Annotated in this window: 22 protein-coding genes; 10 read left to right on the top strand and 12 right to left on the bottom strand. The window is 64.0% G+C overall.

What is annotated here, in order from left to right:
* Positions 1–2: 2 nt before the first annotated feature.
* Positions 3–917 (bottom strand): LysR family transcriptional regulator, encoded by a 915-nt coding sequence (locus O7B34_RS22830; RefSeq protein WP_337148232.1) that lies wholly within the window; start codon positions 915–917, stop codon positions 3–5.
* Between the two features lie 118 nt (positions 918–1,035).
* Between O7B34_RS22830 and O7B34_RS22825 the strand changes: the two genes are divergently transcribed.
* On the top strand, positions 1,036–2,058 hold the full coding sequence (locus tag O7B34_RS22825; RefSeq protein WP_337148231.1) for a zinc-dependent alcohol dehydrogenase family protein: 1,023 nt from the start codon (positions 1,036–1,038) through the stop codon (positions 2,056–2,058).
* Positions 2,059–2,074: 16 nt separating this feature from the next.
* On the opposite strand, the gene O7B34_RS22820 is transcribed toward O7B34_RS22825, so the two are convergent.
* The 4 genes from O7B34_RS22820 to O7B34_RS22805 all read right to left on the bottom strand — a co-directional run bounded on the left by O7B34_RS22820 (position 2,075) and on the right by O7B34_RS22805 (position 5,525).
* Positions 2,075–2,773, bottom strand: coding sequence for an LssY C-terminal domain-containing protein (locus O7B34_RS22820; RefSeq protein WP_337148230.1), 699 nt, complete (start codon positions 2,771–2,773; stop codon positions 2,075–2,077).
* A gap of 134 nt (positions 2,774–2,907) precedes the next feature.
* Positions 2,908–3,711: an extensin-like domain-containing protein gene (locus tag O7B34_RS22815; protein WP_337148229.1), complete on the bottom strand. Its 804-nt coding sequence runs from the start codon at positions 3,709–3,711 to the stop codon at positions 2,908–2,910.
* A gap of 105 nt (positions 3,712–3,816) precedes the next feature.
* On the bottom strand, positions 3,817–4,752 hold the full coding sequence (locus O7B34_RS22810; RefSeq protein WP_442920994.1) for an extensin-like domain-containing protein: 936 nt from the start codon (positions 4,750–4,752) through the stop codon (positions 3,817–3,819).
* Between the two features lie 347 nt (positions 4,753–5,099).
* Positions 5,100–5,525: a DUF3775 domain-containing protein gene (locus O7B34_RS22805; protein ID WP_027143289.1), complete on the bottom strand. Its 426-nt coding sequence runs from the start codon at positions 5,523–5,525 to the stop codon at positions 5,100–5,102.
* A gap of 151 nt (positions 5,526–5,676) precedes the next feature.
* Between O7B34_RS22805 and O7B34_RS22800 the strand changes: the two genes are divergently transcribed.
* Positions 5,677–6,213: a tetratricopeptide repeat protein gene (locus O7B34_RS22800; RefSeq protein ID WP_337148228.1), complete on the top strand. Its 537-nt coding sequence runs from the start codon at positions 5,677–5,679 to the stop codon at positions 6,211–6,213.
* A 266-nt stretch (positions 6,214–6,479) separates the two neighbouring features.
* Entirely contained in the window at positions 6,480–6,953 is a 474-nt protein-coding gene (greA, locus tag O7B34_RS22795) for a transcription elongation factor GreA (RefSeq protein WP_023671981.1), read from the top strand.
* A gap of 138 nt (positions 6,954–7,091) precedes the next feature.
* Here the strand turns inward: greA and waaC are convergent, their stop codons facing one another.
* Genes waaC through rfaD form a run of 3 tightly spaced genes read right to left on the bottom strand, consistent with a single transcriptional unit; the run spans position 7,092 to position 9,993 of the window.
* Positions 7,092–8,066: a lipopolysaccharide heptosyltransferase I gene (gene waaC, locus O7B34_RS22790; protein ID WP_337148227.1), complete on the bottom strand. Its 975-nt coding sequence runs from the start codon at positions 8,064–8,066 to the stop codon at positions 7,092–7,094.
* Positions 8,063–9,070 carry a lipopolysaccharide heptosyltransferase II gene (gene waaF / locus O7B34_RS22785; RefSeq protein ID WP_337148226.1) on the bottom strand — a complete coding sequence of 336 codons (1,008 nt, stop codon included), beginning with the start codon at positions 9,068–9,070 and terminating at the stop codon, positions 8,063–8,065. Before waaF ends, waaC begins: the two co-directional genes overlap by 4 nt.
* Positions 9,043–9,993 (bottom strand): ADP-glyceromanno-heptose 6-epimerase, encoded by a 951-nt coding sequence (rfaD, locus tag O7B34_RS22780; protein WP_337148225.1) that lies wholly within the window; start codon positions 9,991–9,993, stop codon positions 9,043–9,045. The genes waaF and rfaD overlap by 28 nt, the downstream gene beginning before the upstream one ends.
* A 147-nt stretch (positions 9,994–10,140) precedes the next feature.
* On the opposite strand from rfaD, the gene O7B34_RS22775 reads away from it, so the two are divergent.
* From O7B34_RS22775 to gmhB, 4 genes are all read left to right on the top strand, one after another.
* Complete coding sequence (locus tag O7B34_RS22775) at positions 10,141–10,773, top strand: LysE family translocator (RefSeq protein WP_337148224.1); 633 nt, start codon at positions 10,141–10,143, stop codon at positions 10,771–10,773.
* 136 nt (positions 10,774–10,909) lie between these two features.
* Positions 10,910–12,403 (top strand): D-glycero-beta-D-manno-heptose-7-phosphate kinase, encoded by a 1,494-nt coding sequence (rfaE1, locus tag O7B34_RS22770; protein WP_337148223.1) that lies wholly within the window; start codon positions 10,910–10,912, stop codon positions 12,401–12,403.
* 8 nt (positions 12,404–12,411) lie between these two features.
* Positions 12,412–12,984, top strand: coding sequence for a D-sedoheptulose-7-phosphate isomerase (locus O7B34_RS22765; protein WP_337108158.1), 573 nt, complete (start codon positions 12,412–12,414; stop codon positions 12,982–12,984).
* Positions 12,977–13,618 (top strand): D-glycero-beta-D-manno-heptose 1,7-bisphosphate 7-phosphatase, encoded by a 642-nt coding sequence (gmhB, locus tag O7B34_RS22760; RefSeq protein WP_337148222.1) that lies wholly within the window; start codon positions 12,977–12,979, stop codon positions 13,616–13,618. The genes O7B34_RS22765 and gmhB overlap by 8 nt, the downstream gene beginning before the upstream one ends.
* A 111-nt stretch (positions 13,619–13,729) precedes the next feature.
* On the opposite strand, the gene O7B34_RS22755 is transcribed toward gmhB, so the two are convergent.
* Together O7B34_RS22755 and O7B34_RS22750 are read right to left on the bottom strand one after the other, a co-directional pair.
* Complete coding sequence (locus O7B34_RS22755) at positions 13,730–14,518, bottom strand: glycosyltransferase family 2 protein (RefSeq protein ID WP_337148220.1); 789 nt, start codon at positions 14,516–14,518, stop codon at positions 13,730–13,732.
* A 247-nt stretch (positions 14,519–14,765) separates the two neighbouring features.
* Positions 14,766–15,245, bottom strand: coding sequence for an Lrp/AsnC family transcriptional regulator (locus O7B34_RS22750; protein ID WP_027143279.1), 480 nt, complete (start codon positions 15,243–15,245; stop codon positions 14,766–14,768).
* A gap of 259 nt (positions 15,246–15,504) precedes the next feature.
* On the opposite strand from O7B34_RS22750, the gene trxB reads away from it, so the two are divergent.
* Complete coding sequence (gene trxB, locus O7B34_RS22745) at positions 15,505–16,479, top strand: thioredoxin-disulfide reductase (protein ID WP_337108155.1); 975 nt, start codon at positions 15,505–15,507, stop codon at positions 16,477–16,479.
* Positions 16,480–16,570: 91 nt separating this feature from the next.
* A complete protein-coding gene (locus tag O7B34_RS22740; protein WP_027143277.1) occupies positions 16,571–17,467 on the top strand; it encodes a LysR family transcriptional regulator in 897 nt (298 codons plus the stop codon).
* 21 nt (positions 17,468–17,488) lie between these two features.
* On the opposite strand, the gene O7B34_RS22735 is transcribed toward O7B34_RS22740, so the two are convergent.
* Both O7B34_RS22735 and O7B34_RS22730 read right to left on the bottom strand, forming a co-directional pair.
* Positions 17,489–17,986, bottom strand: coding sequence for a methyltransferase family protein (locus O7B34_RS22735; RefSeq protein ID WP_337148219.1), 498 nt, complete (start codon positions 17,984–17,986; stop codon positions 17,489–17,491).
* A 748-nt stretch (positions 17,987–18,734) separates the two neighbouring features.
* The gene (locus O7B34_RS22730; RefSeq protein ID WP_337148218.1) at positions 18,735–20,786 is read right to left on the bottom strand and encodes an elongation factor G; all 2,052 of its coding nucleotides are present in this window, start codon (positions 20,784–20,786) and stop codon (positions 18,735–18,737) included.
* 401 nt (positions 20,787–21,187) lie between these two features.
* On the opposite strand from O7B34_RS22730, the gene O7B34_RS22725 reads away from it, so the two are divergent.
* Positions 21,188–21,583: a (R)-mandelonitrile lyase gene (locus O7B34_RS22725; RefSeq protein WP_337148217.1), complete on the top strand. Its 396-nt coding sequence runs from the start codon at positions 21,188–21,190 to the stop codon at positions 21,581–21,583.
* Positions 21,584–21,618: the final 35 nt, after the last annotated feature.

Here is a 21,618-nt window from a genome sequence, read left to right as displayed (position 1 = left end):
GATCAGACGGCGTCCCAGGGTGGCGATGAGAAATGCGCGACCAGCGCGTCGACGACGACCCGCACCTTGGGCGTCAAGGCCCGTGTCACCGGCCAGATGGCATGGACGGAAATGTTTTCGACCAGCGTGTCCACAAGCACCATTTCGAGCGCGCCGCTCCTGAGGCTGTCCGCCACCAGCCAGGTCGGCAGGAAGGTGATGCCGCAACCGGCAAGGACCGCGCCGAGCATCGGTTCGCCATTGTCGAGCACCAGCCTTGCCCGCGGCGTGAACTTCACGACATGGCCATCGGCCTGCCTGATGCTCCAGGCGTGGGCGACGCCGTTGCGGGTGTAGCCGATCAGGTCATGGCCGGCGAGATCCTCGATCGTCCGTGGTCTGCCGTTTGTGTCGAGATAGGCGGGGGCGGCGCATATGGCCGAACGCTGGGTATAGAGCCGGCGTGCGGCGAGCGACAGGCTGTCGTCGAGGTCGCCCATGCGGATCGCAAGGTCGATGCCTTCCTCGATGAGGTCGACGCGGCGGTCGTTGAAGGAAATCTCCATGGCCAGATCGGGAAATCGCCTGGAAATGTCGAACAGCACGGGAGCCACGCAGCGGTGGCCGAAGGCCGAGGGCAGGTCGACCCGAAGCCGGCCCGAGGGCACCTGCCGGCGTGAGGCAAGCAGCGCCTGGGCGGCTTCGATCTCGGACAGCGCCCTGACGCAGGCTTCATAATAGGACAGGCCTTCACTTGTCGGGCTGAGGCTGCGCGTGGTGCGGTTGAGCAAGCGAATGCCAAGCCGCTGTTCCAGCTGCGCGACCGCTTTGCCGACCGCCGATTTCGTCACGCGCAGCCGCTCTCCGGCGCCGGTGAAGCTTCCTGCCTCGATCGTTTGAACGAAGGCGACGATGCCTTGCAGATCCGCGGATTCCATCGATCTATTCCCATTGTAGAAATCTGATCACCAACTCGTTTCCAATTATGGATCATAGAAGCGCTTTTTTCCACAGTGAAACAGCGTAAATATCGCCATGCAATCGGGAGCAGACGCAATGAGCAGCGACATCAACAGATCCTGGCGGATGACCGGCTTCGGCCTGCCCAGGCTGGAATTGGCCGAAAGGAGGATTCCCGAGCCCGGGCCGCATGACCTGCTGGTGCGGATCAAGGCCATATCACTGAACTACAAGGACAGGATGATCGTCGATGGCGTGCTGATCCCCGACCTTGGCTTTCCGTTCGTCCCGACATCGGATGCGGTTGGCGAAGTGGTGGCGGTCGGCGGCGATGTCAGCCGTTTCCGGACCGGCCAGCGCGTGCTGGGGCACGTGATTGCCGACTGGCCGGATGGCGATGCGCCGCCGGTGCTGCACAAGCACACGCTGGGATCGTCGCTGCCCGGCACGTTGAGCGACTACCTGCTCCTGCATGAGGATGCCGCTGTGTTGGCGCCGCCTTCGCTCAGCGACGCGGAGGCTTCGACGCTGCCGATCGCGGCGCTGACGGCCTGGTTCGCCATGGCAGAGGCGACAAGACCTGTGCCTGGCCAGACCATTCTCATCCAGGGCACGGGCGGCGTCTCCCTGTTTGCGCTGCAATTCGCCCACGCCTTCGGCTTGCGCGCCATCGTCACGTCAAGCAGCGACGGCAAGCTCAAGCAGGCAAAGAGGCTCGGCGCATGGGAAGTGATCAACTATCGCACCAGGCCGGCATGGGACGAGGCGGCGCGCGAGCTGACAGGTGGCGCCGGCGTCAACCATATCCTCGAAATGGTCGGCGGCGACAATGCGCGGCGCTCGCTCGACGCGCTGGCCGCCGACGGCCGACTGTCGATCATCGGCATCCTGGGCAGCATGGAGCTCAGCTTTCCGATCGTGCCCTTCCTGCGCAACCGGATTGTCGTGCAAGGCATTTCGATCGGCCACCGCCGCGCCTTCGAACGGATGACCCAGGCGATCGAGGCGCTGGCGATCAAGCCGGTCATCGACAAGATCTTTGGGTTCGACGAGGTGCCGCGGGCCTTCGAGCATCTCGAGAAGGGGCCGTTCGGCAAGATCGTCATCACCACGGCCTGATCTCCGGTCATGGCAATTACCTCAGCACGCCGACGATCGCCTTGCCGTCGGTGAAATAGGGGTCGCCGCCGCCATTGCGGCCGGTCCGGGTGGGGCCGATGCCTGCCACGTCGCTGGTTGAAAGCAACAGGCCGGCGGCATTGAGATCGCCGATCACAAAGTCGCGTTCGGCATCGAGGTCGGGACCGATATGATGGGTGATGGCGCCCGTGTCGTGGCTCAAGCCGACGCCGCGATCGAAGCTGGCGGCGCCCAGCCAGAGTGGCCTTCCGTCGTCGCCGACCGTATCCGTCCGCCAGAAGCGGACATGGTGGCGCCGGTCGGCACTGTCGCCGACCGGCTTTTCGAAAGCGAGTTGCTGGGCGCGGCCCTCGAACAGCAGGCGGCTCATCGGCGCGTCGGGATAGGGCCGGGAAAACAGGACGCTTTCGCCGATGTCGATGGCGGTCCTCAAGGTGACGGCGTCGGCGGTGTCCCAGCCGGCGGCGGCGAAAGCGTGCACCAGCTCCTTCTCCGTGCCGACCAGGCCGACATTGATGGGGTCGCCGGGAATGCCTTGCGGCGTGTGGGTGACCATCTCGAAGCGCTGGTTGCGAAAGCCGCGATCGCGGAATGTCCAGAATTCCGGCGCGGCGACATAGGCGAGCGCCACATATCCGGCCAATAGGGCCGGTATCCAGATCGCAATGCGTCGCCGAAGACGTCTGTGGGTCATCTACTCACTGTCTCGTTGCGGCCACCACGCCTTCGTCATCCTAGGGTCTACGCTGCGTCGCTACGCTCCTTGCTCCGCCCTAGGAGACGAAGCATGGGTTCCGGCTAAACTCCATCGTCTTTGATTGCCGTGCTCTACCGGCAGGCGCGATAACCGTTCTTGCGGTTCTTGATGTCGAAGTGGAAATGGTTGCGGTGATCGTAATTGTAGCCGGGGCCGAGCACGGTGGTGAAATACTGGCAGCCGTCGGCCCGCACATTGTTGAGGAAGTCCCGGGTGCGGAAGGCGAACAGCCCGGGCTTGCGCACGTCGATGTCGTCGCCATTGTTGAGTTCGATGCTCATGACGTCGAGTGCGTTGCCCTTGCCGTGCTCCGACAGCACGCCTTCACCGGCAATGTTGCGGCAGGAATAGCTGGAGCCCTGGTGGATGGTCCTGACGCCGGAGAAGTAGCGCCAGCGGGCGGAGGGAACGAGTTCGTTCTTCGTCCAGGCGGCGAAGGTGGCGGCCATGTCGCAGGTCAGCGTCGCCGCGGGTTTCATCTGGATGCCGCCGATGGCCGAGACCTTGACCGGATAGTCGATGCCGCACTGGCCCTCGTGGATCGGCGCCAGATCGGTGTAGGCGACATCGAGGCGCTTCAGCTGCTGGCGGCAATCGGTTTCGCTGGCTGGGATCTGCTCGACCGGCGACATCGGCTCATCCATCCGCGGATAGGCGGCCTGCGTCATATAGGGATTGGACGGAACAAGCTTCTGCATGCCCGTATATTGCGGCACGGCCGCGGTCTGCGAGCCGACATCGACGGCAGGCTGCAACGACAGCACGCTGCCGGTGTTGCAGGCCGAAACCGCGGCCAGTGCAAAGCTGGCGGCCAGCAACGCAGCAGGTTTCAATTGGCGTGCGGCGAGGAAAACGGCGCGAAATGTGCCGGCCATTGGCGGAATCCCAATTCTGGATATCCGGCATTTTAACGATCAAGGGTAAAGAAAAACTCAGCGCCCGCGTTCACGCCTGCGGCTGAAATGCGGCGGAGGTTCCGCTCACTGGCAAAACGTACCGCCATGCCGGCGAGGCTCCAGATCGAAATGAAAATGCAGCGCGTGGTCGGCGTCGGCGCCGGGGCCGAGCACGGTCTTGAACGGGCCGCAGGCGGCCTTGCGCACCGCGTCGAGGAATTTGCCGTCCTTCTCGGGCGGTGCCGGGCCAACCTCGATCGTCTTGCCGTCGGAAAGCGTAAAGCTGGCGATGTCGAGCGCGTTGCCGAAAGCATGTTCCGACAGTTTGCGCGTGCCGTTACGCGGCCGGCAGATGAAGGCCGACGCCTGGCCGATCGATTTCAGATCGGCGCCGAACTCGGCTTTCGCCGCCGGTTGGATGACGTCGGCGGCAAAACGCGCCGCCGCCTCGGCCATCGGGCAGTTGAGTTCGGTGCCGGGGGCAATCGCGATCGACTTGCCGAGCGTCTTCAGCATTATCGGGTAAGGGATCGAGCAGCCGATTTCGGGGTTGCTCTCGGCTTTGTGCTCCTCGAATTCGACGCCGAGCGTCTTCAGGCGCTCGCGGCAGGCGACTTCCTCCGCCGGCATCTTGTCGGCGGGAAGATCGGCCGAGCGTGGATCGGGCAACATCTTCTCCTCGTCGGCCGCGTCCCCCGGTTTTGGCGTCGGCTGCGGGGCGACGGCCGGCGGCTGAGGCTCGGGCGTCGTGGTGCCCGGCTTTGGCGTCGGTATTGGCACCACGGCTGGCGGCTCTGGCTCGCTTTCCGTCTCGGCTGACGGTTCGGGCGGTGTCTGGCTTTTCCGATGGGCCTCTTCGTCCTTGAGCAGATCGGGGTCCTTGAGCAGATCGGGGTCCTTGAGCAGATCGGGGTCCTTGAGCAGATCGGGCGATCCGCCGCGCTTTGGATTTTCAGCGTTCCGGTCTTGCGTCTTTGGAGCGTCGACCTTTGGAGTGTCCGCCGGACGTGGCTCGGGCACCGGAACATCGGCGGATGGCTGGATATCCTGCGTTTTCCGCGGTGCTGGATTTGGTGCCGGATGCTGCCTGGCCCGCGCTCTCAACTGCCGCTTGCCTCGCGGGTTCAGCGGCTGATCGGCCCGCTGTGTCAGCGGCTGCTCCACGCGCGGGCTTAGCGGCCTGTGATGTTTGTGACGATGTTTGGCCTCGGCCGGCATGACCAGCAGAGCCGTGACGGCCATCGCCGATGCAATCATCCTGGATCTACGGGAAGAGCTCAGCTTTGCCATCACCCACGAAACGGCGCCGGTCGGCTGAAGTTGCCTGGACAGGCGCTTCGACCCGATCACAATCGGTTACCTCCGCGTTACGCGCCGATCGCTTCCAGTCCCTCTTCCAGCAAGTCGGCGAGCAGCGGCATGCCGAGCAGGTATTTCGCCGTGCGCTTGTTGGCCCGCTCTCGCGCCGCCGCCACCGCGTCGGCCCATTCCGAGGCGTCGTAGTCGCCGCGGCCGACCCAGGCCAGCGCGATCAGCTCGGCGGCCTCGTCGATATTGAGGTCGTTGATCAGCTCGCGCAGCTCTTCCTCGGTGAGGTTTTCCGAGCTTTCCTCGGCAAGGCCGTCATGGTGGTGGTTGTCATGCCTGTCGCCGTCGAACTCGACCTCGTGTTCGGCGCCGCCGGCATAGTCCTCATTGACGGCCGCGCTCAGCGCCTTGGCCTTGAGAATGAACAGCCGCACGGTGTCGGGGCCGATCGTGAGATCCCAGTCTTTGTCAAGCCGCCGCTGCACGGGCCCTCTCCGTGGATCAGTCTCATTCGAGGCAGATGATACCGGATTTGCGGCATCCGTCACCTCATGTTCTCCAGACGGGCTTTTTCCGGGATGAAACGCGGGCCGCTCGGCGTTAGTGTTGCATTGTCACACCCTCAGGAGGTTTTCCATGCATAAAAGAGTGCTGATCCAGGCGGCCGCCGCGCTTGTCGCCATGCAGTTTTTTGCCGTTCCGGTGTTTTCGGCCGGTAGCGGTGGCGGTAACGACCAGACCGTCACCCAATGCAAAAAGGGTGAAGTCTGGGACAAGAAGAAACAGAAATGCGTGCCGCCCAAGGAAGGCATGCTGGACGACGACAGCATCTATGACGCTGGCCATGCGCTGGCGATGGCCGGCCGCTATGACGAGGCGATCTCGGTCCTCGTTCTTGCCGCAAACAAGCAGGATCCGCGCATCCTCAACTATCTCGGCTACTCGCACCGCCATTCCGGCCGCGTCACCGTCGGCCTCGGCTATTACGAGGAAGCGCTGCGCATCGACCCGAATTACACGTTGGTGCGTGAATATCTCGGCGAGGCGCATCTGCAGATCGGCGACCTGGCCGGCGCCCAGCAGCAGCTGACGGAGATCGAAAAGCGCACCGGCAAGGGTTCGCGCGAATACGGCATGCTGGCCGAGCAGATCGAACATTTCATGAGAAGCTGATCGGGCTTCATGGTTTCGAAACGGCCGCGAGCAATCGCGGCCGTTTTTTGTTCGCTCCATCCCACAGCCACCTTCGCTGACAAAAGAAGGGATGATTTTTGCAAAACCGATTTTTGAGCGTGAAAAGCCCGCAAAGATTGCTATATTCAGGGAAATTGCGGTGAAACGGTTCCGTTAGCCCGAGGCTGCCGGACCGTTTTCTTTTTATACCCAACGACAAGGCTTCCCCCGAAACGCGGGGGCGGCGGCAGGAAAGGTCAGGCACTATGAACAAGGTCCCGATGACAGGCGAGGGGTTCGCGTCATTGAAGGAAGAACTGCGTTGGCGCCAGCAGGAAGAGCGGCCGCGCATCATCGAGGCGATCTCCGAGGCGCGCTCGCATGGCGACCTGTCCGAAAATGCCGAATATCATGCCGCGAAAGAGGCGCAGAGCCTCAATGAGGGCCGCGTCAACGAGCTCGAGGATTATATCGCGCGCGCCGAGGTGATCGACGTCACCAAGCTCAGCGGAGACAAGGTCAAGTTCGGCGCCACCGTCGTGCTGGTCGACGAGGACACCGAGGAGAAGAAGACCTACCAGATCGTCGGCGACCAGGAAGCCGATGTGAAATCGGGCCGCATCTCGATCTCCTCGCCCATCGCCCGTGCGCTCATCGGCAAGGAAGTCGGCGACGCCATCGAGGTCAATGCGCCTGGTGGCGCACGCGGGTACGAGATCGTCCAGGTGCAGTTTATTTAGGACCTTTGATAATTCTACTCTGGCGGCCAACTAGCCCGGTTTTCTGCGCTTCCGGTGCTCAGGTACTTTAAAGTACGCTCCGCTCCGGTTCTCGAAGAACCACGCTATTTGACTCGCCAGAGCGAATTCTGAAAGGTCCTAAGCCGGCGCTTGTAATTTCAGTGCCAACAGTTTCTCCGCCTCAGCCACAACCTCGGTCGGCGTCACGCCCCCGCCGGCCGGCGCCAGCAAAGTCGACGCGTAAGGCCCACGCGGCCCGGTCAAGCCCGGCTCCGTCGCCAAAAACACCGCAACCGTCGGCAGGCCGAAAGCGCTGGCGAGATGGGTCAATCCCGTATCGGCGCCGATGACCAGTGTCGAGCGCCCGAGGATGGCCGCGATGTCGGCCAGCGGCGATTTGGGCACCACGACCGTGGATGGCACGGCCTTGGCGACCGCTTCGGCCACCGTCTTCTCACGCTCGTTCGACCAGGTGGTGACCGGCGTCATGCCGCGCTCGACCAGCAGGCGGGCTGTTCCGATCCAGTCCTCGACCGGCCATTTCTTGTCCTCGCGGCTGGTGCCGTGCAACAGGAAGGCGGTTTTGCCGTCGATGCCGGCCAGACTGCCGGAGGGTGGCACAATGCCGGAGTCGAGGGTCGACAAATCGGGCTGATAGCCAAGCGCCAACCCGAACAGTCGCCGTGTCCGCTCGATGGCGTGCAGGTCGCGCGGCACGGCGTGGGTGATGTCGTAGAACAGCGTCGCCGAGGGTTCGCGCGCACTCGACCGGTTGAAGCCGGCAATCGGCGCACGCGCCTGGCGCGCCACCAGGGCCGACTTCAGCAGGCCTTGCGCATCGATGATGAGGTCATACCGGCAGGCGCGCAAAGCACGGCGCAAGGCCGCCGCCTCGCGCCAGGTGTTCGTGTCGAAAAGGGTCTTTCGCCAGCGCCTTATCGCCACCGTGTGGATGGTGCCGATCGCCGGATGCAGGGCGACGATGCCGGCGAATGCCTCTTCCACGCACCAGTCGAAAGCGATATCGGGCCGTGCGCGGTTGGCATCCTCGAGTGCCGGAAAGGTGTGGATGACGTCGCCCATCGACGATGTCTTAACGATCAGCACCTTCATGCCGCGGCCGGAAGTTCCAGCAGCCGGTCGGCCGCCGCCGCTACCTGCCGGACTTCCAATGTCTTCAGGCAGTTGAGGTGGCCGAGCGGACAGATTTTCCGGTGGCAGGGCGAACAGGACAGGCCGAGCCAGACCAGTTCGCGTCGCTCCGCCAGCGGCGGCGTATTTTCAGGCGAGGTCGAGCCATAGACGGCAACGATCGGGGTGCCGACGGCGGCCGCGACATGCATCAGCCCGCTATCATTGGAGACCGCGAGCCTTGCCGCCGCGATCAGGTCGATGGCGTCCTCCAGCCGTGTCTGGCCGGCGAGGTCGACGACACCGGGGGCAAGGGCGGCGATCTCCGCCGTCACGTCGCGGTCGTTCTTCGAACCGAACAGGGCGACCTTCAAGCCTTTGCCCATGAATTCGCGGGCAAGGCCGGCATAGCTTTCACTTGGCCAGCGCTTGGCCGGACCGAACTCGGCGCCGGGCATGAGGGCCACGAATTCCCGCGGCGCCAGACCGAACCGGTCGAGCAGGGCGGCCTGGTTTTTCGGATCCACGGTCAGCCGGGGCGCGCGGAAACTGCCGCCCTGGGCGAGCCCGAAATAGGCCTGAGCGGTGCGCCGTTTCACGGCATCGGGCAATGGCACGATGTCGGTCAGCAGGCCGTAGCGCATTTCCCGAAGGTGGCCGAAACGACGCGGAATGCGGGCAAAGAACGGGATCAGCGCCGACTTCCAACTGCCTGGCAGGACGTAGGCCATGTCGTAGCGGCCGCGCAGCAGGCGGCCGAAGCGGCGGCGATGGCTGAATTCGAGCGCGCCGGGCTGTAGCGGAAAGTCGATCTGCTGGCGGATTTCGGGCATGCGCTTGACCAGTGGTGCCGCCCAGGCGGGCGCCAGCACATCGATCGCGGCGTCGGGATGGCGTTCCTTCAGCGCCGAGAACAGGCACTGCGCCATCACCATATCGCCCACCCAGCGTGGGCCGATCACGAGGATCGTTGGGCTTTCAGCCATTCGACATAGTCTCTGACGCCGGTTTCTACTGTGCGGAATTGCCCGTTATAGCCGGCCGCGCGCAAGCGGGACATATCAGCCTGGGTAAAACTCTGGTAGCTGCCCTTGAGATGGTCGGGGAAGGGGATGAACTCGATCTCGCCCTTGCCCAGCGTGTCGATGACCGTTTCGGCGATGGCGCGGAACGGCTGGGCGTGCCCGGTGCCGCAGTTGAAGATGCCGCTCGCGCCGCGCTTCCACAGCCACAGATTGACGTCGGCGACGTCGCCGACATGGATGAAGTCGCGGCTCTGTTCGCCTGGCCCGAAGCCGTCATGGGCACCGAACAGCTTCGGATTTTCACCGCGCTCGACCTGGTTGAACAGATGGAAGGCGACCGAGGCCATGGCCCCTTTGTGCGCTTCGCGCGGGCCATAGACATTGAAGTAGCGCAGCCCCGCGACCTGCGAATGATCGGCGTCGAACACCGTGCGCCTGACATAGTCGTCGAAGAGTTTCTTGGAATAGGCATAGACGTTGAGCGGCCGCTCCAGCGCAGCCTCCTCGCGAAATTCGGCGCCGCCACCATAGACCGAAGCGGAGGAGGCGTAGAGGAAAGGCACGCGCAGCGCCTGGCAGGCATGCAGCAGCCGTTTCGAATAGGCGTAATTCACCTCCATCATGAACTTGCCGTTCCACTCGGTGGTGGTCGAACAGGCGCCCTGATGGAACACTGCCTCGATGCGGCCGAGCGAGCCGGCCTCCATGCGGGCCAGGAAATCGTCCTTGTCGAGATAGTCAGCTATCGTCAAATCGGCCAAGTTGGCGATCTTGTGGCCGTCGGTGAGGTCGTCGACGACGAGGATGTCGTCATGGCCTTCCGCATTGAGCGCGGCGACGATGTTGGAGCCGATCATGCCGGCGCCGCCCGTGACGATGATCATGAAAGCCTCTGGTTGCGTGCGATTCCGGTCCTTATAAGGGAGGTCAGCCGGGCTGTCGACAAAGCAGGTGGTTGCGCCACAGTGGCGCCGCAAAGCTTCCACTCAGTTGGCGCCTGCTGGGGCTGACCCACGACAAGGGGACAAAAAATGCCGTCGACCGAACTGCTGATCGCGTTCTTCGCCACCACGGCGATCTTCGCCTATATTCCAGGTCCCGCGATGCTCTACGCCGCCGCGCAGACGATGGCGCGGGGGCGCTGGTCGGGGCTAACGGCGGCACTCGGCATCCATCTCGGCGGCTATGTGCATGTCTTTGCCGCCGCCGCCGGCTTGTCCGTGCTGTTCCACGCCGTGCCGCCGCTCTACATGGCGGTCAAGCTGGTCGGCGCGCTTTACCTGATCTGGCTCGGCATTTCGCTGTTTCGCAAGCGCGTGGAGGGCGACGTGGCGCTGCCGGCGATCGAGCGCAAATCGGCCCGCCGGGCGTTTTTCGAGAGTATCACCGTCGAGGTGCTCAACCCCAAGACCGCGATCTTCTTCATGGCGTTCCTGCCGCAGTTCATCGATGCCTCGGCGACCTTGCCGGTCTGGCTGCAATTCGTCGTGCTGGGCACGATCGTCAACCTGATGTTCTCCTCGGCCGACATCGTCTGCGTGTTCCTGGCCGGCCTCGTGATCGGGCGGCTGCGGCGTTCGAGCCGGGCGCAGCGCCTGATGCGGCGGGCCGGCGGCGCGGTACTGGTCGGGCTCGGCGTCCACGTCGCCCTGCAGAAAACCTGACCTGTCCGGGTTTGCCTCTGCCCCTGCCGTTGCGCTGTGCCGAATTGCGGTATATCGGCAGGCATGACCGGCCGGCCTCGCAAATCTGGTGTTTCGACCTATCTGAGATCGGCGTTTTCCGCGCGTGGCAGATGACATGATCAAGCACAATCCGCCTTCACCCGAGCCCCTGCACCGCGCTATCGCGCGCTTCGGCGACGTCGCCGTGCTGGTGGCCGGCGACCTCATCCTCGACCGCTTCGTCAATGGCGTCATCGAACGGATCTCGCCGGAAGCGCCGATCCCGGTGCTGCATGGGCGGGGCGAAAGCTCGGCGATGGGTGGCGCCGGTAATGTCGTGGCCAACGTCGTCTCGCTTGGCGCACGCGCCGGTCCGGTCTCGGTGATCGGCACCGATCCCGCCGGCGACAGCCTGGTGCGGATGCTGGGCGAGCTTGGCGCCGATACGGCGGGGCTTGTGCAGCAGCGCGGCCGCATGACCTCGTCGAAGAGCCGCTTCAGCGCGCTCAACCAGCAGGTGCTGCGTTTCGACGAGGAAGAGATCAAGCCGCTTGGCGAGGCCGAACGGGCGGAGCTGATCCGCCGTTTCCGGGACGCGTTGAAACAGGCGGACATTGTCATCCTGTCCGATTACGGCAAGGGCATATTGCTGGACGGCGTCGCCGCCGAACTGATTGCCATCTGCCGCGAGGCGGGCAAGCCGGTGCTGGTCGACCCGAAGGGCCGCGACTATGCGCGCTATGCCGGCGCGACCGCCGTCACGCCCAACCGCAAGGAGCTTGGCGAGGCCGTCGGCCATGCGGTGTTCGCCGATGACGAGATCGTCGCGGCGGCACGCGAGCTGATTTCGGCGCACGGCTTCGACTTCGTCGTCGCCACCCGCAGCGAAAAGGGCATGAGCGTGGTCGGCCCCGACGAGGCACGCCACATCGCCACCCAGGCGCGCGAGGTGTTCGACGTTTCGGGCGCCGGCGATACGGTGATCGCGACCTTCGCGCTGGCGCTTGCGGCCGGTGCCGATCCTGTCGCCGCGGCCTCGATCGCCAACGCCGCCGGCGGCGTCGTGGTCGGCAAGCGCGGCACCGCGCGGCTGAGTGTCGAGGAACTCACCGGCGCGCTGTTCCGCTCGCACGGACCGACCGCGCACAAGGACGCCATCCTCGACGCCACTTCGGCCGCGCGCATGGTGGCGGGATGGAAGGCGGAGGGCCTGAGCGTCGGCTTCACCAATGGCTGCTTCGACATCTTGCATGCTGGCCATGTCAGCCTGCTGCACGCGGCGCGCAGCCAGTGCGACCGGCTGGTGCTTGGGCTCAACAGCGATGCCTCCGTGCGGCGGCTGAAAGGGCCGGGCCGCCCGGTCAACGACCAGCATGACCGCGCCTGCGTGCTCGCGGCGCTTGCTTCTGTCGATGCCGTGGTGGTGTTCGAGGAGGATACGCCGCTGGCGCTGATCGAAGCGCTGCTGCCCGACATACTGGTGAAGGGCGCCGACTACACCATCGATACCGTGGTCGGCGCCGATGTGGTGCAGAAGGCGGGCGGCCGCGTCGTGCTGGTCGACCTGGTCGCCGGCAAGAGCACCACTGGCACCATCGGCAAACTACGCGCCGGCAGCGCCACCAACTGAGGGATCTCATGTCCGAATTGAACGATTATCTGGTCCGCTCGGCGGCCGCCATCACTGCCACGGTCGAGCGAGATTTGACCAGCGAGATGGAACGAGCGGTGAGCGCTGTCGTGTCGGCGCTTTCCTCTGGAAAGGCATTGCTGGTCTGCGGCAATGGCGGCTCGGCCAGCGACGCCATCCATATCGCCACCGAACTGGTCGGCCGCTTCCTGAAGGAGCGCAAGGCCTACAATGTGATTGCGCTGCCGGCGAACGCCGGGATGCTGACCGCCTGGGGCAATGATTACGGCTTCGACACGGTGTTTTCGCGCCAGGTCGAAGCGCATGGCGCTGCAGGCGGCGTGCTTTTGGCGATCTCGACCAGCGGCAATTCGCCGAGCATTCTCGCCGCGGCCGAACAGGCGCGCATGATGGATATGACGGTGGTCAGCCTGACCGGAGATACCGGCGGCAAGCTGAAGCCGCTCACCGACATCCTGCTCAACGTACCCTCGACCTCGACGCCGATCATCCAGCAGGGCCATTTGTGCCTCTATCATTATCTGTGCGAGGTGGTCGAAGCGCGCCTGTCGAATGGCTGACAGGATCGGGAAGCCGCACCCATTGACCGAACCGGGCCTGTGGGTGGAGCGGATCGGCGGCCGGGTTTTCCCGGCACGGTCGCCGGCGCTGTTCCTGGACCGCGACGGCACCATCAATGTCGACACCGATTATCCCAGCGATCCGGCCGAGATCGAGCTGAGGCAGCAGATGCTGCCGGCAATCGCCGCCGCCAACCGGGCGGGAATTCCGGTCGTCATGGTCACCAACCAGTCCGGCGTCGCGCGCGGCTATTTCGGCTGGGACGTTTTCGCAGCGGTCAACGGCCGCGTGCTCGACCTGCTGCGCGGGCAGGGCGTGTCCGTCGACATGGTGCTGGCCTGCGCCTATCACGAGGCGGGCGTCGGGCCTCTCGCTGTAGCCGATCATCCGATGCGCAAGCCCAATCCGGGCATGCTGATCGAGGCGGGCAGGCGCCTTGATCTTGACCTCCAGCGCTCCCTGATGGTCGGCGACAAGCTGGCCGACATGCAGGCGGGCCAACGCGCGGGACTGGCACAGGGCTGGCTGGTCGATGGTGAGGCGGCATTTCAGCCCGGCTTCGCCATCAGGCGCTTGCATGACGACCACGATCTCGGCGGCCTGCTCGCCGCCATCGACGCGCTCGGATCGTAGGCCCTACGCCTAGAGCGGTTCAGCGTTTGATAGAATCGCTGAACCGCTCTAACTCTTTGTTTTCACGCAATTTCGGACGGAAAACCGCTACGCACTTTTCCTGAAATTGCTCTAGTCGTTGCGCTGCGAGGCTTCGTAGAGCTTGGCCTCGGTGGCGAAGGAATAGATCATCACCGACATCGAGTAGACGAAGCCATGGCGGCCGCACAGGAAGTAGCGCTTGGCCAGGTAGAATTTGAGGAAATTGCCGACCGGCGATAGCACCAGCCGCACCAGGCCGGGCTTCTTGCCTTTCTCGACCAGCGAGACCGCCTTGAGGCCGGAATAGGCGTTGGCCCTGGCAAGATCCTCCTCGACCGATATTTCACGGCGATGCAGCAGGACACCGTCTTCGATCGTGTCGGTCTCGCCCGGCACGCGAACGGATTCATGCACCCGCGCGGTGAGATCCATGGTGGCGCCTTCCCTGCGGAAAAGCCTGAGCAGCCTGTTGTGCAGCACCCAGCGATGGGCATAGCCGTAGCCCTTCAGCCAGTCGCGGCGGCGCATGTACCATCCGCTGGCCTTGCCGCCGACCGCCTGGGTGATGGCCACGATCGACTGCCGCAACCGGTCGTCGACGCGCTCGTCCGGGTCGATCGAAAGACACCAGGGCTGGTTGGCGTGGTCGAGCGCGAATTGCCGCTGGCGGGGGAAGCCCGGCCAATCATTGTGCAGCAGCGTTATCGGATAGCCCTTGGCGATATAGCTTTCAATGCATTCGACTGTGCCATCCGTCGAGCCGGAATCAACGATGATGATCTCGGCACAGAAATCGATGCTTTCCAGGCACGGGCCGATCATGTCGGCCTCGTTCACGCAGATGATGAGCGCCGAGACCGGACTTGCAAAACGGGTCATGGTCCCCTTCCCATGGCGGATTATCTCGGAATTCACGCTGCTCGTGCCATCTGTTCTCAAGCAATTCCGGGCGGAAAACCGTTACACACCCTTCCTGGAATTGCTTGAGAAACCAGTCAAGCGCCCAGTCGAGCAGTGAAGTCCGGCAGAGCCGTTCAGCCTTGCATACCGGCGTCTTTCGAATACCAACGCGGCGCCGATGTGGCGAACGCAAGGAATTCGCCCAGAGACGGACGTTCGCCTGGCCTCAGGGGCGTTCGAACGACACCAAACCCTCATCCTTGACGCGGCGGATGGTGAGCGCCGTGCGCACCGTGTCGACGTTCGGCGTGGAGGTCAGTTCCTCGATGACGAAGGTCTGGAAGCTGCCGAGGTCGCTTGCCACGCAATGCAGCAGGAAGTCGGACTCGCCCGACACCATCCAGGCGTCGCGCACGATCGGCCAGCCGCGCGTGCGCTCGGCGAAAATGCGCAGTTCGGCATCGGCCTGATGATGCAGCCCGACCAGGCAAAAGGCGACGACATCGAGCCCGAGCGCAGGCGCGTTGAGCAGCGCGCGATAGCCACGGATGATGCCGGCTTCCTCCAGCCGCTTGACCCGGCGCAGGCAGGGCGGTGCGGAAATGCCGACGCGGTTCGAGAGCTCGACATTGGTCATGCGCCCGTCCGACTGAAGCTCGCGCAGGATCTTCCAGTCGATGGCGTCAAGGTCGGCCTTGAGGGGCATTGGGTTTCTCGATGATCAGTGGCGCAAGAATCTTTCGCGATTTTGTAATTAAACGACTTTTGTGGCGAAGCCAGCCCTCGTCGACGCGATTTTAGAGAGGTAACGAAAGCGCTCGTCGCGCGAATATCCGCATGGGCCGAAGCTTTCCGGGGACGACGGTCCGTTCGTCTTGCTGGCGTGGCTGGCAGCCCTTACATTAAGCGCGATATTCCACGTCTTTTTCCAAGGCACACCCGTGTCCGCCCCGCAGAGGCTCCAGATGATCACCAAGCATGCGCCCGTTCTCATCATCGGTTCCGGTCCGGCCGGCTATACGGCGGCGGTCTATGCCGCGCGTGCGATGCTGAAGCCGATGCTCGTCGCCGGCCTGCAGCAGGGCGGCCAGCTGATGATCACCACGGATGTCGAAAACTATCCCGGCTTCGCCGATCCGATCCAGGGGCCGTGGCTGATGGAGCAGATGCTCAAGCAGGCCGAGCATGTCGGCACCGACATCATCAACGACATCATCACCGAGGTCGACCTCAATGTGCGGCCGTTCCGCGCCAAGGGCGATTCCGGCACGACCTACACGGCCGATGCGCTGATCATCGCCACCGGTGCGCAGGCCAAGTGGCTGGGCATTCCGACCGAGCAGGATTTCATGGGCTTCGGCGTTTCCGCCTGCGCCACATGCGACGGCTTCTTCTATCGCGGCAAGGATGTCGCGGTGGTCGGCGGCGGCAATTCGGCGGTGGAGGAGGCGCTCTATCTGTCCAACCTCGCCAAGAGCGTCACCGTCATCCACAGGCGCTCGGACTTCCGTGCCGAGCGCATCCTGCGTGAGCGGCTGTTGAAGAAGGACAATGTCCGCGTCATCTGGGACACGATCGTCGACGAGATCACCGGGCGCCCCGGCAAGGCACCGCTGCCGCCTTCGGTCGAGGGGCTGAAGCTCAAGCATGCCGTGACCGGTGCCGAGAGCCACCTCAAGGTCGACGGCGTCTTCGTGGCCATCGGCCATGCGCCCGCGGTCGAGCTGTTCGCCGGCAAACTGAAGCAGAAGCCGAACGGCTATCTGTGGACAGCACCGGATTCGACGCGCACCGACGTGCCTGGCGTCTTCGCCGCCGGCGACGTGACGGACGATATCTACCGGCAGGCGGTGACGGCGGCGGGGCTCGGCTGCATGGCCGCGCTCGAAGCGGAAAAATATCTGGCCGGCATCGAGGTGCATCGCGAGGCAGCGGAATAGGCGGCTCGCAAAACTGTTAGAAAATCGGCTTAGAAGCGCCGTGTAAAAGCCTGATTTTTCATTCAAACGCCAACCGGAACGAGGGGAAATCATGGCGTTGGACTGGGACAAGCTACGCGTGTTTCACGCTGCGGCGGAAGCGGGGTCGTTTACGCATGCGGCCGAGACCCTGCATCTGTCGCAATCGGCGATCTCGAGGCAGGTCAGCGCGCTCGAACACGATGTCGGCGTGCCGCTGTTCAACCGCCATGCACGCGGCCTGGTGCTGACCGAACAGGGCGAGATGCTGTTCCGCACGGCGCATGACGTGCTGATGAAGCTGGAAACCATCAAGTCGCGGCTGACCGAGACCAAGGACCGGCCGTCCGGCGTGCTCAGGGTAACGACAACCGTCGGCCTCGGCGCCGGCTGGCTGACCGAGCGGGTGCAGGAGTTCATCGAACTCTATCCCGAAGTCAGCCTGCAGCTGATCCTCGCCAATGAGGAGCTCGACCTCACCATGCGCCAGGCCGATTGCGCCATCCGGCTGCGCCAGCCGCAGCAGCCGGACCTGATCCAGCGCCGCCTGTTCACCGTGCATTTCCATCTCTACGCGGCGCCATCCTACGTCGCCAAGCACGGCAAGCCGGGCTCGATCGCAGAGTTGAGAAGCCATCGCATCGTCACCTTCGGCCTGCCTGTGCCGTCGCATCTGTCGGAGTTGAACTGGCTGGAGACGGTCGGCGATTTCGAGAGCGGCCAGCGCGTGCCGTCGCTGCAGATCAACGACATCCTGTCGATCAAACGCGCCGTGCAGGGCGGCGCCGGCATCGCCATGTTGCCGGACTATGTGATCAGCAAGGATTCCGGCCTGGTGCAGCTGCTGCCGGAAACCGAGGTGCCGTCCTTCGACACCTATTTCGCTTATCCCGACGCGATGAAGAACCAGGCCAAGCTGCACGTGTTCCGCGACTTCATCATCGCCAAGGCCAGAAGCTGGTCCTTCTGATCCAAGGTCAGCTCCGCAAGCCTATTCTTTCCAGGGCGTAATCCGCGGCAGCCAGCCCGGTACGTTGCGGCGGTAGGCTTCGTATTCGGCGCCATAGCGGCCGGCGAGCGTCGGCTCCTCATAGAGCTTGACGAAGGTCACCATGGCGGCCGCCGCGATTGCCGCGTAGGCGGCGATCGACCAGCTCGAGAACAGCAGCGCCTGACCGAGAATGATCGACAGCACGGCGACATACATCGGATTGCGGACATGGCGGTAGATGCCGCCGATCACCAGCCTTTCGGTCGGTGCGACAGGGGCGGGCGTGCCCAGCCCCTCCAGTGCGAAGCGGGCGAAGGCATGCAGCAGCACGGCGGCGGCCGCGACGATGAGCACGCCGCCGGCGAAGAAAAGGCCGGGCAGGGGCGACCATGGCAGGCCCCAGCGAGCGCTGAGCAGCCAGGGAATCAGCCCGGCGACCACGCCGGGGGCCGCAATCAGGAAAATGCCGCTGCCGGCAATTGCCGAAAACCTGCGCATTGGTTGATCTCCGCTTGACTGCCTTTGAATTAAACCGCTGCTGCCTCATTCCACATCATCAGTGTTTTTCGGCATTTGGGGAGCAGAATCGGCCGGGATCGGCGTTTTCGAGACGACAATGACCCGAAAGCGAGCTTCATTTTCACGATTCTGCTGGTCCTATTGGCTTCTGGAACGGGTTGGACCACAGCCTGTGCCTTTTTGCATGCGTGTGTTGCAAAATAGATGCTTGTTTCTTGGGCATGATGAGCACATATATAGATCATCTCCTGGGCGCGTTCTCCTCCCATTAGCGCCCTCGAGTGTTCCCCTCTGGAGGTTAGCCTTAACAGGCACTTCCAATCAAACTCAGCCGGATCTTCATTGATCCGGCTTTTTTGTTGCCTGCATGCCAATGGGATGGCTGAAAAGTTCACCAGAATTGCCGCGTAACAGTGTCATGTAACCTCTGGTAACATGACAAGGACACCCCTCATCTGCTAAATGGATGATAGGACGCGGTGTGGTTCGGACGAGAGATGGGGGCATCACTCGGACGGCCCGGGCTCAGGCGGCTACCGCGTCCGAACCTTTTCCCGCCGAAGCGCGGCGATCTTGCACGCGGCGGACCTGCCGTTTTTCCTCCCAAGAAAACGGTCCGCAAAACAAAACGGCGTCCGGCCCCCCGGGCGTCGTTTTTGGTTTTTGCCCCCCTCGATCCTTCGAGGGGGGCGCTTCGCATGCATTCCAAATCGGCCACCGGGCGAAATCAGGCGGCCTTGCCGTTGGCGTTCATCGCCTCGTCGGCGAGACGGCCAGTCAGCTCGGCCATGTGGTCGAAGGCGGCCCGGTAGCTGGCAACGCCTGAAGTGGCCGACCGCAGCTCGATGATCAGATCACCGATCTCGGCCTGCGGCATGGTCGCCTCGACGACATCCCATCCAGGCCAGTCGGGCCGCGCGTCATAGCCGAGGATCTGGCCGCGCCGTTGCGGGATCAGCGCGATGATCTTCGACGTCGCGTCCGACGGCGTGACGATCTCGACCTTCATCACCGGCTCCAGAAGCACCGGCGAGCAGGCGGCCATGCCCTCCTTCATGGCGAGCTTGGCGGCCATCTGGAAGGCCATGTCGGAGGAATCGACAGCATGGTACGAGCCGTCCGACAGGTTGACCGCGACGTCGACAACGGGGAAGCCGAGCGGGCCGGACTTGAGGTAATCGCGTATGCCTGTTTCAACCGACTGGATGTAGGTCTTGGGCACGACGCCGCCGGTGATGGTGTCGGTGAACTGGAAGCCGGAGCCGCGCGGCAGCGGCTTGATCTCGATCACCACATCGCCGAACTGGCCGTGGCCGCCCGACTGCTTCTTGTGACGGCCGCGCTGCTGCACCGGTTTGCGGATCGTCTCGCGATAGGGCACCGCCGGCGCATGGCCCTCGACCGGGATCTGGTTCTTGCCCTCCAGCCGCTCGCGCACGACGCGCAGATGCATCTCGCCATGGCCAGACAGCACGGTCTCGGCCGAGTCCTGGTTATGGTGCAGGCTGAGCGAGGGATCTTCCTCGGCCAGGCGCTGGATGGCGGCCGACATCTTGACCTCGTCCTTGCGCTCCTTGGGGCGCAGCGCGAAGGCGAAGACCGGCTGCGGCGGCTCGACATCGAAGAGCTGTTTGGCCCCGCCCTTGGCCGAAGTCAGCGTCTGGCCGGTCTTGACCGCGTCCAGCTTGCCGAGCGCCACGGTATCGCCAGCCCTGGCGGCGGTCAGCTTGACCTGGTCCTTGCCCAGCATCCTGTAGATGCCGGAAACCTTGGCGGTGTCGCCGCCGGGCAGCCATAGCTCCGAGCTGTCGGCGACCTGGCCGGACAGGATGCGCGACACCGACAGCTTGCCGCCATGCGGCGTGTGGATGGTCTTCATCACCTGGACCACCGCCGCGTTGCCGTCCGGGGCGCCGAGCCGCTTGCGGGTCGCCTCGATGTCGGGCGCGTCGTGGCGGATCGTCTTCAAGAGGCGCAGCACGCCATTGCCTTTCTCGGCGGTGCCGATCAGCACCGGCGTCACCGCGCCGTCGCGCAGATCGGCGGCGAGATCGTCGAAGATCGCGTCCTTGGGCGGTTCGATCTCTTCCAGCAACTGCTCCATCAGCTGATCGTCATGGTCGGCCAGCGTCTCCAGCATGGAGAAGCGGGCCTCCAGTTCGCGCGCCTTGTCGTCGCTTGGTATCTGAGCCACCTCGCTCTCGGCATATTCGCGGTAGATGTAGGCGCGCTCCAGCGCCAGATCGATCGAGCCGATGACGACGCCGTCCTTGCGCAGCGGGATCTGACGCAGAAGCAGCGGCGCGGCGCTTGTCGGTTGCAGCATCTTCAGCGTGTCGCGCACGCCCGCGATCGCCTTGTCGACCTTGTTGAGGAACAGGATGCGCGGCACGCCGAGATCGTCGAGCTTGCGCATGATGAGCTGCAAAGCGGGGATCTTCTTTTCGTCGGCCTCGGCCACGACCACCGCGACATCGCAGGCGGCCAGCACTGGTTCGGCCTCGAAGGAGAATTCGATCGATCCGGGGCAGTCGATGAAGGTGAACTGTTCGCCCATGAATTCGGTGGTGGCGATTGACGCCTCGACGCTCATGGCGTGGGCGCGGGCTTCGGGCGAATGATCTGAAACGGTATTGCCAGAGGAAACCGGGTTCTGGCGGGGAATGGCGCCGGTACGGGCCAATATGGCTTCGAGAAGTGTCGTCTTACCGCTTGCGAAGGGACCGACTATGGCAATGCATTTCGGTCCCGTGCGTCGTCCTCCGGCGCGATTACCCATGGCTGACCTCCACTCAGGCGTTTTTCCTGGGGACCGACTGGCATTCATGGTTCAGGCCAAGGTCAATCGGTCCTGAGCGGCGGCCGGCCTGTTCGACCGTCGCGGGCGGGTCTGTTTCGACCTGCCGGCGATTATCGTCCCACTTGTTTGCCGGGAGGGCAAGGAAAATAGGAGGCCGGCGGGGCAGGCCGGCTCAGGCGCCGAGCGCGAGCGGTTCGACCGAGCGGCCGGCAAGCAGCGCGGCGGTCCCATGCGGGCAAGGTTCGTGGTCAAGAAAAAATCAGGCCTTCGTCCGAGCGAGGTGACCCGGCCGGTTGCGTCCGGGCCCATCCGGGCCGAGAATGCATTTGACTACAAGGGGCCGGCGCCTCGCCAGCTCCCACCAACTCCAGGGACAGACGATGAAGATCATAGCTTGCGGCAGCGTGCCGACCATCATAGCGCCGGACAAATACTTCACCGGCCGGGTTCTGCAGACGCCGATCATCGAGACGGAGGCGCCGGCGCGGCTCAGGGCCACGCTGGTCAGTTTCGAGCCCGGCGCGCGCACCCACTGGCACACGCATCCGCTTGGCCAGACGCTTTATGTGACCGCTGGCGCCGGCCTGGCGCAGACATGGGATGGACCAATCCAGGAAATCAGGGCCGGTGACGTCATCTCATTCGCGCCTGGCGAGAAGCATTGGCATGGCGCGGCGCCGAAATCGGCGATGACGCACATCGCCATGCAGGAGGCGCTCGACGGCGTCCATGCCGACTGGCTGGAAGCGGTGACGCCGGCGCAATATGGCGGCTGAGTGCCGAGCCTGGATTGACAAAACCCGGCGGTAAC

Origin of the sequence: Mesorhizobium sp. Cs1299R1N3, assembly GCF_037179625.1 — a bacterium.
In the GTDB taxonomy this organism is placed as follows: domain Bacteria; phylum Pseudomonadota; class Alphaproteobacteria; order Rhizobiales; family Rhizobiaceae; genus Mesorhizobium; species Mesorhizobium salmacidum.
The sequence above is the reverse complement of the archived record's forward strand: the minus strand, read 5'-3'. Positions and strand labels throughout refer to the sequence as shown.